The 16,796-nt window shown below is 35.1% G+C and carries 10 protein-coding genes, 1 tRNA gene and 1 pseudogene; 6 read left to right on the top strand and 6 right to left on the bottom strand.

Going from position 1 to position 16,796, the window contains the following annotated elements; translation table 11 throughout:
- Window positions 1–9: 9 nt before the first annotated feature.
- The 3 genes from WHA_RS04700 (at window position 10) to plsY (ending at window position 3,703) form a co-directional block, all read left to right on the top strand.
- The gene (locus WHA_RS04700; protein WP_015589350.1) at window positions 10–1,353 is read left to right on the top strand and encodes an alanine/glycine:cation symporter family protein; all 1,344 of its coding nucleotides are present in this window, start codon (window positions 10–12) and stop codon (window positions 1,351–1,353) included.
- A gap of 2 nt (window positions 1,354–1,355) precedes the next feature.
- Entirely contained in the window at window positions 1,356–2,822 is a 1,467-nt protein-coding gene (locus WHA_RS04695; protein WP_015589349.1) for an alanine/glycine:cation symporter family protein, read from the top strand.
- A 308-nt stretch (window positions 2,823–3,130) separates the two neighbouring features.
- Window positions 3,131–3,703 carry a glycerol-3-phosphate 1-O-acyltransferase PlsY gene (gene plsY, locus WHA_RS04690; protein ID WP_015589348.1) on the top strand — a complete coding sequence of 191 codons (573 nt, stop codon included), beginning with the start codon at window positions 3,131–3,133 and terminating at the stop codon, window positions 3,701–3,703.
- On the opposite strand, the gene WHA_RS04685 is transcribed toward plsY, so the two are convergent.
- From WHA_RS04685 to WHA_RS04675, 3 genes are all read right to left on the bottom strand, one after another.
- Window positions 3,698–5,494 carry a hypothetical protein gene (locus WHA_RS04685; RefSeq protein WP_015589347.1) on the bottom strand — a complete coding sequence of 599 codons (1,797 nt, stop codon included), beginning with the start codon at window positions 5,492–5,494 and terminating at the stop codon, window positions 3,698–3,700. The genes plsY and WHA_RS04685 overlap by 6 nt on opposite strands.
- 52 nt (window positions 5,495–5,546) lie before the next feature.
- The gene (locus tag WHA_RS04680) at window positions 5,547–6,443 is read right to left on the bottom strand and encodes a cation diffusion facilitator family transporter (RefSeq protein ID WP_015589346.1); all 897 of its coding nucleotides are present in this window, start codon (window positions 6,441–6,443) and stop codon (window positions 5,547–5,549) included.
- A gap of 26 nt (window positions 6,444–6,469) precedes the next feature.
- Window positions 6,470–6,542 (bottom strand) — tRNA-Val (locus tag WHA_RS04675).
- A gap of 251 nt (window positions 6,543–6,793) precedes the next feature.
- Here WHA_RS04675 and WHA_RS07405 point away from each other — a divergent pair.
- The 3 genes and pseudogenes from WHA_RS07405 (at window position 6,794) to WHA_RS04665 (ending at window position 12,162) form a co-directional block, all read left to right on the top strand.
- Window positions 6,794–10,171, top strand: a pseudogene (locus WHA_RS07405) (peptidase M2).
- Window positions 10,172–10,188: 17 nt separating this feature from the next.
- Window positions 10,189–10,344 carry a hypothetical protein gene (locus WHA_RS06945; protein WP_153296799.1) on the top strand — a complete coding sequence of 52 codons (156 nt, stop codon included), beginning with the start codon at window positions 10,189–10,191 and terminating at the stop codon, window positions 10,342–10,344.
- Between the two features lie 513 nt (window positions 10,345–10,857).
- Window positions 10,858–12,162 carry a collagen-like triple helix repeat-containing protein gene (locus WHA_RS04665; protein ID WP_015589345.1) on the top strand — a complete coding sequence of 435 codons (1,305 nt, stop codon included), beginning with the start codon at window positions 10,858–10,860 and terminating at the stop codon, window positions 12,160–12,162.
- Window positions 12,163–12,905: 743 nt separating this feature from the next.
- Here the strand turns inward: WHA_RS04665 and glyA are convergent.
- The 3 genes from glyA to WHA_RS04650 form a co-directional block, all read right to left on the bottom strand.
- Window positions 12,906–14,183 (bottom strand): serine hydroxymethyltransferase, encoded by a 1,278-nt coding sequence (gene glyA, locus WHA_RS04660; protein WP_015589344.1) that lies wholly within the window; start codon window positions 14,181–14,183, stop codon window positions 12,906–12,908.
- Between the two features lie 40 nt (window positions 14,184–14,223).
- Window positions 14,224–15,438, bottom strand: a complete 1,215-nt coding sequence (locus tag WHA_RS04655) for an MFS transporter (RefSeq protein ID WP_015589343.1) — start codon at window positions 15,436–15,438, stop codon at window positions 14,224–14,226.
- A 75-nt stretch (window positions 15,439–15,513) separates the two neighbouring features.
- Window positions 15,514–16,728, bottom strand: coding sequence for an MFS transporter (locus tag WHA_RS04650; protein WP_015589342.1), 1,215 nt, complete (start codon window positions 16,726–16,728; stop codon window positions 15,514–15,516).
- Between the last annotated feature and the right edge of the window lie 68 nt (window positions 16,729–16,796).

The following is a 16,796-nucleotide window of genomic DNA, read 5'->3' as shown; positions in this document are numbered from 1 at the left end:
GAAAACTGCATGATTTTGAAGATAAGTGAACTATTAAATTCATTTCTGTATATAAAGATATTCAACATTCCATTTATAATTATTTGGGTAATTGCAACTGGAATCTTTTGTACTGCCCAGTTCAAATTCATTAACTTTAGGTTACTTAAATATGGAATACAGACGCTATTCAATCTAAAGTGTAATAACAGCAACAATGGCATAATCACTCATATTCAAGCGTTTGCAACAGTAATTTCAGGAACAGTTGGTCTTGGAACAATATCAGGAGTTGCAATAGCTATCACAATAGGGGGCCCAAGTGCAGTTTTTTGGATGGTAATTACCGGAATACTTGGTATGTCGATAAAGTTTGCCGAGGTGGTGCTTGCATTTACTTATCGCTCTGAAAATACAACTGGCGGGGCTTTTTATTACATGAAGTACGGGCTTGCAAAAATTGGATTTGCAAAAACTGGTAGATTTCTTGCCTTCACTTATGCGATTATGCTACTTATTGCAATGATTTTGGGCGGTATACCATTTCAAGCAAATCAAATAGCAGCACTATCAAATAACCTCCTAGAATACAACGCATCCATTATTATATCCCTGCTTGTCTTTATTGTAATATTGGGAGGAATAAAGCGCATTGCTTTCGTTTCAACGAGCTTAGCACCAATTATGATAGTGCTATATGTGGGTATGTGTATATATTTAATTTATGTAAACGGAAGTAATTTGCTGAATGCTCTATCCATAATATTCCAAGATATCTTCAATAAATCAGCTATAGGAAGCGGAGTATTGAGCGGATTAATAGCCGGAGTGAGAAGATCAGTGTTTGCTAACGAAGCAGGTACCGGAACAGCAGCTATAGCACATTCAGCTGTAAAAGAAGAAGATCCAATTAAAGTTGGGTGCGTTGCAATGATTGCACCACTTATAGACACAATATTAATCTCATTTTTGACTGGTATTGTGATAATTATCACTGGTATGCATAGCACTGATAACGTGGGTGATATTACACTAATTAGTTCGATATTTTCAACAGCTTTGCCCTTGTTCAGCAAGTTAGTTTTTCCGCTAATGATGTTTTCCTTTGCATTTTCCACAATAATAGCTTATTGTTACTACTGTGAAGTTGCTTTGCTGTATTTATTTGGTAGTAAAAAAATACTGATACCGTTCCAAATTCTTATAGTGGTTTCAGTGTATATCAGTTGTATGTCAAAGAATATAGAATTTATATCTTATCTAGGTGACAGTTTGTTTATGTGCCTTATGATTCCAAATGCTGTTGCAATATATCTACTGAGAAGGGAAGTCTTGAGTACAATAGATTCCTATTACAATTCTAAAAGGTATTAAACATGACTTATAGATTACTTTGTATGGTGTTATTTTGTCTATTGTTTAATGATGCGCATGCTGCTTCAGGTTTTTACGAAAGTTATGACGCTGTGTTGAATGGAATAAATAACTTCATGAATGAAGTGCTGTTTTTCAAGATCCTTTACGTGCCATTTATAATCCTTCTACTAGTTTTTGGTTATGTGTTTCTAACATTACGTTTTGGATTTCTCAACATAAGAATGTTTAAGCATGCATTTGCTATTTTATGTGGAAAATATGACACGAATCACCATGATGGTCATATTACGCATTTTCAGGCATTTATGACTGCACTTTCAAGCACAGTAGGCCTTGGAACTGTTGCTGGAGTCGCAATTGCAGTTTCAATGGGAGGGCCAGGAGCGGTGCCTTGGATGATGATTACAGGTTTTTTTGGTATGTCAGCAAAATTTGCTGAGGTAACGTTGGCGTTTAGACATAGAACAGAAGATCAGGACCAATTGTTTAGTGGTCCCTTTCAGTATATAAGGAATGGTCTGGAGGAATTTGGATTTAAAAAACTTGGTATTGTGCTGGCTGCCATGTATGCAGTATTCTTTGTATTATCAGGTCTTGGTGGAAGTGTAGCGTTTCAAACCAACCAAATGGTTTCCATATTATCTGGCTATTCAAGTTGGGTAGATGGTCACTCTTGGTTTCTTTCTTCCATAATCTCTGCGCTGCTTGCTCTAGTGATTATTGGTGGAATTAAAAGGATAGCTAGAGTATCTTCTGCACTAGTGCCTATTATGTCACTTATATATATCTTTAGTTGTATTATTATTATTGCATTTAATATTCATAACCTTGGTTATACGTTGAAAATATTATTTTCCACTATGATAGATTTCAATGCTGTTGGCGGAGGGATGGTAGGAGCATTTGTTGCTGGAATTCAAAGGGCAATCTTTGCCAGCGAAGCGGGTGTTGGTTCTGCTTCAATTACTCATGCAACAACTAAAGATGAAGAACCAGTAAGAACAGGGCTTGTTGCAATGATAGAGCCGTGTTTTGATACAATGCTCATTTGCTGTTTAACTGGAATAACGATAGTAATAACAGGTGCATACCAAACAGGTGTTGGTGAGGGAATATTAATTACTCAAAAGGCATTTGAGACAGTTTCTCCATGGTTTCCTATCCTTCTAACAGTAGCTGCTCCTTTGTTTGCATTTTCTTCGGTAATTTCATTTGTATATTGTTGTGAAATGGGGTGGCTATATTTATTCGGTGCAAAAAGTATAGTGATATACCGCATAGCGGTAATAATTGTGGCGTTTTTCTCTGGCCTTTCTAAAGATATAATGGCTATTGCCAATATCGGTGGAACTTTGTTCTCTTGTTTAGCTTTGATCAACATGACAGCGCTTATACTGTTTAGCAATCAGATTAACGATGAAGTTCAGTGCTACCTAAAAAGGCTGAGGAATAATAAAATTAATTAAATTTTGGCATATGAAGGTACAACAACAGATGTCATTTCAGTACCATCTTCTTGTTACCTCAGAACTCTCTCTTGTCATCCCAGTGCGTGACACTGGGATCCAGTCTATTTCATCATGGACATTATTTTTAAGATATGCTCCTAGAATCCGTTGTCAACTGCATAATTTGCAAATACTTTTATATCTGGATTCCAGTGTCAAGCACTGGAATGACACCCTTCTGGTACTCAGATGATACGAAAAGAAACGCTGGAACGACGTCGTTCAAGGCAACAAATTGCCTTCAAATTACAACAACTGTGGATATGATGGAGAGGTACGTAATCCTTATACTATCCTACATACTCGGTTCAATACCGTTTAGCTTAATCATTACAAGAATAAAAGGGATAAACTTAAGAGAAATAGGTTCAGGTAATATTGGTGCTACAAACGTTGCAAGAACAGGAAATAAATTTCTTGCTGCTTTGGCATTACTTCTGGATTCCTTTAAGGGATTTATTGCCGTTTATATAGCACAACAATTTTTTGATGATAATCTTTGTATATACATATCTGCAATTTTAGCAGTTTTAGGACACATGTTTCCTGTATGGCTAAAATTCAGTGGAGGAAAGGGCGTTGCAACCACTCTAGGGATACTGATAGCATTTAACATTGATATTACTTTAGTATTCGTAATAATTTGGATAATAGTCTTTCTTGCCTTTAGATACTCTTCCCTTGCTTCACTCAGTGCTACTTCAACGGCTGTAGCATGGTCCTTTTTTTTTCAGAGGAATTTGTTCTTAACATTACTAATTATAGGAGCACTAGTTTTCTTAAAGCACCACAGAAATATTGTGAATCTTCTGCAAGGTAAGGAAAATAAATTTTTATAAGCATGCTGACTCTGCTGCTATATTACTAACAGATACTTCATGCGAGAAACGACTTGAGACTACTTCCTCTACTTCTTTTATCATTTCTTCCATGCTTTTTCCACTTTTCTTACATGCATCATCAAGTGCTAATTTTAGCTTACGTATATCATTCTCTTCTAGCATCTTATTCATTTCTTTTTTCGTTATCTCTAATTTTTTTAGTAAGATGTTCTCCATTATCTCTCTTTCATCACCTTTATACTGGCTACTTAGTCTGCTATACGCAATGCAACACTTCTTTTCTCGTGGCAAGGCTGACAGATTTTGCAATGTAGCATCTACTTGAACTTCTATAGGGTTAACTTTCCTAGCCTTTTCAACAGCTTCTGACCTAAATTTCTCGACTTCTCCTATTATTATTTTGCTAGCTATTCTTTTAGCTTCATCCACAGATGAATCCTTGAGAGAAAAATCTGTCTTGAGTAAATTTTGGTTTAAAAGCTCTAGAAAAACTTTTTCTTTTATATCAGCACAACATCTTGTGTTTGTTTCTTGTGCAATATAAAAAGATAAGCGCTCATCCAAGAATTCTACTAACTTTATAGAACTAATATCTTTCATTAACATCAGCACAATTTGTTCACTATATTGAGAAGTGAAACTCAATAATTTTCTCATTAAAGGAATACTTACTTCTGAAATAAAATTATCAACTATCTTCTGACTTTCATCGTTAGGGTCATTCTGAGCTTTGTACCAAGCCTTAAGAATTTCTTTACTGTTTTTTTTGTTTTTTAACCTGTCTAACATGAACTTACGTGCTTCATTTTTTGCCTCTGAAATTGATATTTGCTGCGGAGCAGTAAATCTAATTTCTGGATCAGGATGAATACCCTCTAGTGTGCTTAACATTCTGTAGACAATACCGGTAAAACAGGTGTTAGGGATTCGCTCTTTTCTAGAGAAAGTTTGGCTATCAAGCAAATTTGTAATTAACGCGTCTTTTTTATTTTTTACAGCTTCTCTGTCTCCATCATTGCAGGCTTTCAGAACTAAAAGTAAAATCTGTCCACCTGTAAAGCCGGAGCTATGCTTTTGATCATCTTTGCAAAAGTCATTTAAAAATGTAATTACTCTTCCTTTATCCTCATCACTAAATTGACGATAATTAAGTTCATTTAAATCATTTATATATTCAATAAATTGCTTAAATTCTCTATCATTAATAACGTCTTCGGATACTTTTTCACCATACTTATCTTTTAATTTATCAATATTTTTAATGATATCATCATTTAATTGATGGGGCAGTAAATGTTCAAGCTTAACATCAAAACTATTAACCATACCACGTAAATTCTCTTTTATACCCTCCAAAAAGAAATTTATAGAAGCTTTAAGCAGCGTAAATGGGTTAAAATCTTTTGGTCTCAGTTCACTCTGCAATAAAACCAATAGCATTGTAAGTGGTATAGTTCCCAGTAACGAAATAAGCAAAAAAGTGGTAGTGAAAGTTAGATATGTTATAAAAGCAGAAAACAAGAGGAAGGCTGCTACCTTGATTGTATTGTTCTTAAAAAATATTTCCCAATATTCCCTTTTGCTCATCTTTTGCTGTTTTGCCGTTTTTATTTCTTTGTAGATATAAAGAGTTTTAATTTCAGACCTGAAGAATATAGTACCAAGAGAAAAAAGAACATTAACGGGATTAGTGATAATGCTTAAAGAAACAAAAGTTGCAAAATAACTAACAAACTTTAGCCTGCTAGATTCCTTTGAAGGAAATTGTATTTGAGAAATACCTATCATAGCTTACCTTCAACATCATTACACTTTAGTAATAGCATAATAATTTAAAACGTCAATGTTTAAGTATCTTATTATCCGCACATTCATCATACTCGATTTCAACTGTAGAGTGTGCTATTTCGAACTTATCTAGCAATATTTTTTTTATTTCATATAAAACATTGGTGTGCTGCACATTTTGCTTTATTTTAGCATGCATGGTAATTATAAAATAATTATCAGACAGCGACCATGTATGTATGTGGTGCACATCTATCACTTCAGGTAATTCTGATGTGATCTTACTTTTTATCTCTTCAGCAGATATACCCTCAGGTGTACCTTCAAGAAGTATATGGCAAGAATTCTTTAGAATTTTGTAGCCACTATTTAGAATTATCACACTAACAAATACTGATAAGATTGGATCTACTATTTGCCATCCAGTAAGCATGATAATTATGGATGCAAGTATAGCAGCTACAGAACCTAAGATATCTCCTATAACGTGTAGTACAGCACTTTTTATGTTTATATTGCTCTCGCATTTACTATGTAATATAAAAAAGACTATGATATTAGAGATCAGGCCAAGTGTAGCAATTATTAACATTACTTTCCACTCAACATTGACTGGAAAAATAAACCTTTTTATTGACTCAATTATAATGATTACTGCAATGAGGAATAGAGTTAAACCATTAACAAATGCTGCAATTATCTGCAACCGATGATACCCGTATGATCTCTGCAAATCGGATTTCTTAGCTGAAAACCTATGTGCTAACCAGCTTAAAACCAAGGCAAAGAGGTCAGTGAGCATATGCCCTGCATCTGATAATAGAGCAAGCGAATGTGAAATTATTCCACCTACTATTTCCATAAACATTGTTATCGCAACTATTATTATGGAATAGATTAAGCGCTTGGACTGCGCTGCTGAGTGTTTACCGTTATGCACTGCTGTCATATAAAATCTTTTCATGAACAAAAACGTGGGTAACACTGGGTTCGAACCAGCGACCGCTTGCACGTCAAGCAAGTGCTCTACCAACTGAGCTAATTACCCATCGTGGTTTTAGTATAGTGCTTTGGTGGAATGAAAGTCAATAAACCACTTTGCTTTTGTCCTTGTCCAATGTGATTCCGAAATATAGCTGTATAGAATTTCAGCCATATTCTAAATTTTACATATTAAGTTAACTATCTATACTTTATTTATTAAGATATAAATTATATTAATACAGGAATTTACGTTTTTTTTAGGGAAATTACTTTATGCTTGATATTTGAAGAGTTAATAAATTATAGGTTAGAATCATGGCAATCAATCAACAAGTAAATAAAAATATAACTAAAGAAGAATACTTCAACAATAACGGCAAAGGGTTTAATTCGCCACATGTTATAGAAGTTGAAGATTTAAATATTAAAGTAGAGGTTTATTCTCACAATTTAAGAGCAAGTAAAGTTGCTAACATTGAAAGTGAGATAAGAGAAACAGCTACTAGTTTTAAAGATACATTCAAGTTAGAACGCGGCAGTTCAGAACAAACATTTAAAATTTACATGTTTGATGACAAGGATGATTACACTCACCTTGGTGGAAGCGAGCGTTTCGGTTCTTACCTTGGAGACGAAGGTGGTAAATGTTACTACAAAGGGAAAGCTGATGTTTTTGCTGAAATGTACGTCTACCAGCAAGGTGGCGTTCATAATCTTCAGCATGAATTTGCACATGGTTTAACTTACTTGGCTACAGGAGGCAAATCTTTACCTACAGTATTAATGGAAGGAATTGCAGATTACTTTGAGCATCATTCAGATCATAAATTCAATTCTCAAGGATCAAGTATTGACAAGACCGAAGCTGCAAATTTGGATTTAGATAAAATTTTAAGTTTAGAATACTCAAAGGACAGCGAAGCAAATAGCCTAGTTTATAAAACAGGTCATGCGTTGATAATGTACTTACAGGAAAAAGATCCTAGTTTATTAAGAGACTACCTAGATGCTTTACGTCAAGGTAACTCAGATGAGTCAAAAAGTTTCTTGAAAGACATAAAAGGACACGATACTGACTTCAAAAGTTGGCTTGCTGAGAATGATACAGAAACTGCAATGGAACATCTCAACGCTTTGCAAGTTACAAAAGGAGATTTCATAGCAACTGGTCAAGAAATAGTGGGTGGAGAAATTAAAAACGTATCCTACTATAAAGCAAATATAGAAAAAATGGATGGAGAAAACGTTGGAAGTTTTTCTCCTGTAGAACACGTTGCATTTTATGATGTTGCTCGTGCTATAAATAGGGCAACAAATGATACACTTGATATATCAAAGGAATATCATTTCCTCAAGGTAGTAAAAACTTCCGATGGACAAGATAAACTAACTTACTCTGACCAACAAGGTAATGAGTACCGAAACAGTCTAGAGTATAAAAATCAGGCTTTTAGAATGCTATCAAAGTATGATGAAAATTTAAAGAAAGCTTATGATGATGCATTAAAAAATCTGGATGAGCAGAGGCAAATGGAATATCCCAAGATAAATAAAGAATATAGCGAAGGGAAGATTTCTTACGAAGAGTATTCAGACAAATATTATTCAATTCCCTCCAAATATGAGGAATTAAAAAGTACCTTACTTGATGAAACCATAAACACTGGCTTAGAACAAGTAAAAGCGACTAAGAACATCGATGTAGAAAAGATGTTAGAAGAGATGATCAATATCGATTCAAACTTGATAAGAGGTACAAATCATATTGATCTACAAGAAGGTAAGATTTTTTCTATGCAAGCTCATGGTCAAGGAGATATGGGTGCACTGTCTATATATGACGGAAATACAAAGCTTGGAGAATTATTGAGCGAATCAGGATTTTTTAAGCAAGTTGAAGGCCAAACTAAAGAAACTTTCGTTTTTGAGGATATATTACACAACTTAAATGTTTCATACGAAGGCGGTGCTTACATGGCAGTTACAAAAGAAAATGGTCATTATAAAGCTTCCCTAATAGATGGCAGAACAGTTGAACGCGATGAATACTTTGATGAAGCGCATTTACATGAAAATGAATTGTTGCATCCTAGCACTGGACACATCCAAAAAGATTTAGATTCTCTGCTTCTTAGAGGTACCAAAATTTTGAATCATCAGGATTCAGAACATGCACAATATTCTGATGAGCAAAAGGCAAATGGAGTAATCGTGGAAAAAGGAAAATTACTGGATAATAAGGGAACAGATAGGACAGACGATGATGTATATGAAGCTGTCGTAAAGCAAGGAGACTAGCGCTTACATGAATTTAAAAATATGGGCTTTTATATTACCGAGAAAGGTGATCTATTTATTCATGACCATGGAGCAAATGTAAGGTTTCAACTACCACAAAGTATTACTCATCTAAAATTAGTGGAAAAAGACGGAGCATATAAGCTTGTTCCGGTGACAAAAGATGGTAATGAACATCCAATAGGTATGCCAAATATATCAGATGAATATAGATACATAGATCCAATATTTGCACATGAATATGAAAAGAGAGATTATTCCCATAAACATGTAAATGTGGGCCTTATAAACTTAGAGAAATATGGCTCTGGCAAACTTTTTGCTATAAAGTACGACCCAAATGATTACCACATACAAAGAAACTCTAGCGGTGAAATAGTTAGAATAAAAGATCAAACATATTTCACTAAAGTAAAATTGTTTGATGGCGACGAAGAAATTGGAATGTTATCTAATAACTTCCATAACTTCAAAGGTAAAATATTCTTTTCTGCTGACTACAACTACAGTTATAACGATTTCCTAGCATCTGTTTCTCCTCAAGTTGAAATTGAGGATATGGGAAATGGAAGTAAAAAAATAACTTTCGATCAAGGTAGTGGTGATATCAGTGATACTAATAGAGGCTACACGGACTATCAGAGAATATATACAAAAACCGAAAGTCCAAAAGGGCAAGTAAGTGAAACTAAGACAGAAGTTCATAGTACTACTAATGTTGTTGCACAAGCTGCTGAAGAGAAAACTGCATCAAACGACAATAGTGAAATGCAGTCTGACCAGCCACAAATTCCAACAAGGGCAAAAAGGTCAGCTTCAGTGGAGGAGAAAGAGCAAGAACAGGTAGTATTAAAAGACACAATTCTCAAAATAGAAAAGAGCTACGAGCAGGACTCAGAAGGGAAGCATAAGGCAAATGTAACGATAGATTATAATGATGTAAAAGCCTTATATGATAGAGCGGAAGGAGCAGAAAAGCAATCTGTGTTAGATTTTTGGAACAAACTGCACACATCAGAATACAAGGTTGGTGCTTTGCCGGAAGACAAATACTATTTTGAAAAAGGCAAATTCGTAATCCACGATAGTGATACGAAAAAGCTTATAGTGTTACCTGAAGATAAGGTGTCCATCAAGATAATGAAGGATGGTGATAGTTATAGTTTAGCTATATCAAGTGGTAATGGCAAAGTAATAAGCAGCATTAGTAAAATAGATAATCCAAATTACGAATTGCTGTCAGATTCAAGTCATTTCAATTCAGAGGAGCAAGATAATATTGTATTATCAGATCAACATCACGAATATAATCTTTATCTAGAGAATGGTTTTGTGAAAATGTTCGATTGCGCAAGCGATCACATTTATCACGACCACAACTCGGCCTATATCTAATACATACAAGGAGGGCAGTGCCCTCTTCTTGTCATTCCAGTGTCAAGCACTGCCGTCTTGGATGGAAACCAGCGTCACGCCCTGGAATGACAGGGTTTGTCATCCGAGTAGCCCCTTCGGTGTCATCCCAGTGCCCAGACACTGGGATGGCTTTGTTGCATCGCTACTTATGAAAGGCTAACTATAGTTAGGATTATAAGCAACCTATTGAAAATCTTGTTTTTTTGCAATCAATCTGATCAAATTTAAGAATAGTAATTTGTTATTTATATTAATAAATTTAATTCTATTGAAAATAGCTAAAGCATTGAAATTCTTGAATTTTAGCCAGATTAGTGAGTGGTAGTGAAATTTCTTTTACTCAAATTTAGGTATTCACTGACCGTTCTTGTTATAAATACCAGAATAATAAGCTACTGATATTCCCTATCTTTTTTATCTTTAATCCATCATAGCTAGCGATGCAACAAAGCCCACTGGGATCCAGAAAACTTAACTTTAAATAAGTGGCTGCATAATAAAGGCTGGATTCCAGACTGGAATGACATCATCTGCTACACACTTGAATGACAAGAGAAGAATTCTGAAACAACAAGTTTCAAGGAAATCTTATGTAAAATCTAACATTAACGAAAATTATACTATTTTCATGCATGCTATGGTTTTTGTAATTAATGGAGGGTGATATGGCGTTGAGTGAAAAATTGAGTACAATAGATACAATAGAAAACCTTGCAACTAACAAAAATTTTTTAGGAAAATTGATAGTGGAACTCAATAAAGGTGCTAATGATAAAGGTATATATACTAAAAAAGGTGTGGATGATGAGTTGAGAAAGAAAGCTAATACTGCAGATGTTTACACTAAAAGAAATGTAAATGATGAGTTGGCAAAAAAAGCTGACAAGAATTACGTCGATGCTGAGCTAGGAGAGAAAGCTGGTGCAGCTGATCTAGCCAACAAAGCTAATACTGCAGATGTTTACACTAAAACTGATGCAGATACTGCTTTTGTCAAAGCTACAGAGCTTAAAACAAAAGCTGCAGCAAAAGATGTCGTGGATGCTATAATTGCTTCTACTGATTTTACCGATAAAGTATACACTAAAAATGATGCAGATACTGCGTTTGTTAAAACTGCAGATCTTGCAACAAAAGTTGCAAAAAAAGCTGTTGTGGATGCTTTAATACCAGAATTAGCAAAAGGTGCTGATGATAATGGTATCTATACTAAAAAAGGTGTTGATGACACGTTTCTTAAAACTGCAGATCTTGGAACAAAAGTTGCAGAAAAAGCTGTTGTGGATGCTTTAATACCAGAATTAGCAAAAGGTGCTGATGATAAAGGTATCTATACCAAAAAAGGTGTTGATGATGCATTTGTTAAAACTTTAGGACTTACAGATACGCTAAAAACAGAAGTAGTAAAACAGCCTGTTGTGGATGCTATAACTGCTTCTCCTGATTTTACAAATAAGGTATATATTAAAGCTGCTCCAGCCGATGAAGTTTACACTAAAACTGCTGCAGAGACTGCTTTTGTTAAAGCTACAGAGCTTAAAACAAAAGCTGCAGCGAAAGATGTCGTGAATGCTATATTTGATGCAAAAGACGGCGACAAATCAATTTTAGTGGATAAATTAGGAGGATTTCTTGATGCTACTGACACAGCGTATGGTGACAAAAATGATCAAACAGCAAAGGTGTTCTCAGGAGGTAAAGGGCTAAAAGGGGAGACAGGAGCCACTGGTCCTAAAGGAGCAGATGGTAAAGATGGAGCTCAAGGCCCACAAGGAGAGACAGGGGAGACAGGAGCAGATGGTAAAAGTCCAACAGCTGCTGAAATAGCTGCTGAGAAAGCCTTACAAGAGCATGTAACAAAGATAAGCATACAAAGTCCAGAATTTAAAAGAGCTGTGCAAGAGGAAATGTCACAACCGTATTTTGAGCCTCCAACAAGTGATGATGCTGCACTTAATTGGACTTGGTAATACAGCTTAGATCCAAGTAGTCACGCTACTTGGATGACGTCATATGGTCCTCTGATGACGGAAAAAGGACTCGGATAACACCCTACAATGTCATTCCAGCGCGTGACGCTGGAATCCAGCCTTTTCATAATCATTAAAATGTTGTATTTTAACATAAAACGGCTACTTTTATGCTTACCAACTTAATAAAATTCCTGGATCCCAGTGTCTGGGCACTGGGATGACACCCTACTAGCAGAAGTTACTCTCAAATGTTTGTTCATGTTAGCTACAAACATTAAGAAATTTACCAAACGAAAAAAGGCAAAAGAAGCCCTAGTCATTGTCTATTTTCAGTATTGGCGTTTTTTAAGTCTTAAACACTGCAATTTAGCTGCTTTTAAATGCAACTCATCTTAGTTTAAATGTTTAAGAAATTTACTAAGCAGAAAAAAAGGCAAAAGAAATCCCGTATTAGCTAGTTGTCACTCTCTAATCCTGCAAATTGGCGTGCTATACTGTCTTAAACGCTTTATAAGCGCGTTTCAGCTTATATAGGTAAAAACCCAGAAATGTTGTGAAGACGTAGGGTGCGCATAGTGCAAAAAATTAAAAATAAGACGCCAATTACGTAATACTGTTGTCGTTTAATCTGCACAGATTGAAGATAAATGAATACCTTCAGTTTCATGATAAGAGGGCTGGCGAAGGGTGTCAAGTAAGTTTTTTCGTTTCTACCAGCTACTTGGATGACACCACATAAATTAATAAATAGGAAAATTACTACAAATCCTTTCAACTTTAGCTTTTACTGCTTTTTCGACACTTGAGCTATTTCCGCTGATTAATCCTTGAATTACTTCATTTATTAGACCAGCTATCTCTTTAAAATTTTCTGCCTCAAGTCCGCGTGTTGTCTCAGCAGCGGTGCCAAAACGGAGCCCTGAAGTGATGGTCGGCTTTGCTGTATCAAATGGTACAGAGTTTTTATTACAGGTAATACCGGCTCTCTCAAGGCTATCTACAACGTCTTTTCCAGTTAATTTCTGCGATCTTAAGTCAACTAGCACTATATGAGAGTCAGTGCCACCGGTTATAATGTCAAGTCCATGCTTTTGCAATTCTTGAGCCAGCACTTTCGCATTTTCCACGACTTTCTTGCTATAAGTCTTAAACTCTGGTGCTAATGCTTCTTTAAATGCAACAGCTTTTGCAGCTATCACATGCATAAGTGGCCCGCCCTGCAATCCTGGAAAAACTGCAGATTGAATTTTTTTGTGTAATGCTTCATCATTGGTCATCACTATTCCACCACGAGGACCACGCAAAGTTTTGTGAGTTGTGGAAGTCATAACATGTGCATATTCAGCAGGGGATGGATATTCGCCCGCTGCAATAAGCCCTGCATAGTGAGCAATGTCTGCAAGCAAATAAGCACCAACTTTATCTGCAATTTCGCGAAAGCGTTTGAAGTCCATTTTTCTCGGATAAGCAGAAGCACCAGCTATGATCAATTTCGGTTTATGCTCCAGCGCCAGCTTTTCTATCTCATCCATATCCAGCAAGTAAGTGTCTTTATTCACTGTATATTGAACTGACTTAAACCATTTACCAGAAAGGCTTGGTGCCGCACCATGAGTTAGATGCCCACCGCAATTCAGTGACAATCCAAGTATCGTATCACCTGGAGCAAGTAGTGAAGCAAACACTGCTTGATTCGCCTGAGAACCAGAGTGAGGTTGAACGTTTGCAAATTTTACACCAAACAACTTACAAAGTCTCTCTATAGCCAGACTTTCAATTTTGTCCACATGCTCACAACCACAGTAATATCTTTTACCTGGATAACCTTCTGCGTATTTATTAGTCAGAAAAGAGCCTTGTGCCTCCATTACCGCTTTGCTTGCAAAATTTTCTGATGCAATTAATTGCAATTGTGATTTTTGGCGTTGTAATTCTTTTTCTATAGACTGATAAACCTCGTTATCAAAAGACTTTAAACTATTTTTAGAGCCACAGATTTTTTTTAAAACACTCATCATAGATCAAACCTCGCTTTAATTTTAAGATGCACAAGCAATTTTAAGACTGCTTATCCTGCTTTTTTAACCATAAGAGCCCAAAAACAGCTATCAGCAAACATACAGGAATAATAGATGTTGCTTTTATCAGCAATTCAGCACCATACACAGGATTTCCTTGTATTATTGTTCTATCCCAACACAAATCTACTATTTTTGCGATCCCAGTGTGAAAAAAATAGCCAAAAACCATAACTATCATGTTTGACACAGCTGTAGCCAGGCCTACTAAGTTATTATTTACATAACTTATCGCTTTGTAAATGGTAACCACCTGATATCCAGATGTGAAGCCAATAATAAAAAGCGTAGGTAATACAACATACAAGCCACCAATCTGAGTAAAAAGCAAAAGAAAACTAGCGATCATTGCAAATGAGCATGCAATTATTACTTCATAATGCTTATTTTTATATTTTTCCAATAAATAAGCCAAAGAGAATGATCCTATTAACATTCCTATCAATATTACGGAAGAGAGAGAAGATGCCAAGTCTTCATTCATTTTATATACTTCAAAAAAGAATGCTTTCACCCAACCATCGGCAAAACCTTGCATTGGACCGACCATGAGTCCACCAAAAAAGCTAATTAGAATAATATGCTTGTTGAAAAGTATGTTTTTTAAGTCTCTAATGCTAACTTTTTCCTGTTGAGCATTGCTTTCAGGCGTTACTAAGAACAGCAACAGAGCAAGTAAACACCCAAATGCTGAGAATGTATAGATAACATAATTCCAGCCAAATTTATCGAGTAAGAAGTCTAAAGGTAACCCGCCACATATCCCTCCCAAAATTCCTATAATTATAGATAAGCTGGCCATTCTTGCTGATTTTTCTTGCGCAAAATACATGCTTGCAACTTTAAAAAGCCCAATTGCTGAAGCGGATGACCCAATTCCAACGACTATTCTGCCAAGTATTGAATAATACCACTCATCAAAGCATATAAGTGGTAATGTTCCGGTAAATGTTAAGATAATACAAATAGGCAAAACAAATTTTGGCCCGAATTTGTCAAGAGCAAGACCAATAGGTATGTGAGCCAGCGTATAGCCTACATAGTATAACCCACCAAACTGGCCAACATCTGTAATACTTATGTTAAATTTTGTTATCAATTCAGGCGCAATTATGTTTGGAATTACGCGTAATATATATTGGTATGCATAAAACAGTGACGCCAACAGCCAGACTAAAAAATTCCTCTGCAACATGAATCTCAGCTAAAATTTAGGATTATAGATACTTTAGTTATAAAAAACAATACTATATTAATCATCTAAATCTGCTTAGCTCTTTTTACAGCTTATAACTTTAAGTAGCCAAAAGCCTATCATACCTATTAGTAAACATATAGGTATTATTAACATAGATTTAACCATTACATCGGCTCCATAAAGCGGTTTTTCATCAACGATCTTACCATCCCAATAAAAATTCATTATATTTGCAATAACGGTATGAAAAAAATAGCCAAAACTCATAACTATAGCATTACTTACAGATCCTGCACTTGCTACCGCATCATCCTTCACAAGATTTACAACTTTGGCAGTCAAAACAATTTGGTACGCAGAAGCAAAACCAACTATAAATAGTAATATGGATGCTAAAAGTGAATTAATGTTACATATAAAAAGTAATAAAAACACAATTATCATAGCCATAGCACAAGAAATTATTATCTCATAGTGTTTGGTTGGTTTTTTTTCTAGTAAGTAAGAAAGTGATAAATATCCAAAACCAAAGCCTATCAGTATCCATTTTGAAATATTGTATGCAACCTGTCTATCTATAGCATACATCTCATGCAAGAATGTTGCAGACCATACATCTGTAAACCCTTCCAATGGTCCAACCATAAAGCCACCAAATAAACTTATTAATAGAACATTTTTATTGAATATAACTTCACTTAAACTTTTAATATTTAATCTTTCTTCTGAAGTATCAATTTTGGGTATAAACATAAAGGAAACAAGAGCAAGCAACAATCCCAGTGTTATAAATGTAACAAACACATAGTCCCACCCAAACTTATTAAATAAGATATGTAACGGTTTAGTGGCAAATACACCACCTGAGATGCCAATAATAGCTGATATACTAAACATCATGGCAAATTTTTCTCTACGGTAATAAATACTTATTATTTTAAAGAGTCCAAGTACTGAAGCAGAGGATCCAATACCAGTAATTATTCTTCCAATAATAGAATAACTCCAATCATTAGAACTGACTAAAGGTAAAGCACCTAAAGATGTTAATGCAATACAAATCGGTATAACAATTTTAGAACCAAATCTATCTAAAAGAATACCTACAGGAATATGTGCTAACACATAACCTACATAATACAGTCCACAAAATTGTCCTATTTCTGTTGTTCCTATATTAAACCTTACTACCAATTCAGGAATTATAATATTTGGAATTACGCGTAATATATATTGGTATGCATAAAACAGTGACGCCAACAACCAGATTAAAAAATTCCTCTGCAATACTTTACCCCAAAGCTAGTATTATAGATACTCTGTTTATAGAAAACAATATTTTTATGAATACTTAT

Origin of the sequence: Wolbachia endosymbiont of Drosophila simulans wHa, from assembly GCF_000376605.1 — a bacterium.
GTDB lineage: Bacteria > Pseudomonadota > Alphaproteobacteria > Rickettsiales > Anaplasmataceae > Wolbachia > Wolbachia pipientis.
This window is presented reverse-complemented; position numbering and strand designations above follow the sequence as displayed.

Coding starts and splice junctions, on each gene's coding strand:
- WHA_RS04700 (WP_015589350.1), top strand. CDS start 10: ATGATTTTGAAGATAAGTGAACTATTAAATTCATTTCTGTATATAAAG.
- WHA_RS04695 (WP_015589349.1), top strand. CDS start 1,356: ATGACTTATAGATTACTTTGTATGGTGTTATTTTGTCTATTGTTTAAT.
- plsY (WP_015589348.1), top strand. CDS start 3,131: ATGGAGAGGTACGTAATCCTTATACTATCCTACATACTCGGTTCAATA.
- WHA_RS04685 (WP_015589347.1), bottom strand. CDS start 5,494: ATGATAGGTATTTCTCAAATACAATTTCCTTCAAAGGAATCTAGCAGG.
- WHA_RS04680 (WP_015589346.1), bottom strand. CDS start 6,443: ATGACAGCAGTGCATAACGGTAAACACTCAGCAGCGCAGTCCAAGCGC.
- WHA_RS04665 (WP_015589345.1), top strand. CDS start 10,858: ATGGCGTTGAGTGAAAAATTGAGTACAATAGATACAATAGAAAACCTT.
- glyA (WP_015589344.1), bottom strand. CDS start 14,183: ATGATGAGTGTTTTAAAAAAAATCTGTGGCTCTAAAAATAGTTTAAAG.
- WHA_RS04655 (WP_015589343.1), bottom strand. CDS start 15,438: ATGTTGCAGAGGAATTTTTTAGTCTGGCTGTTGGCGTCACTGTTTTAT.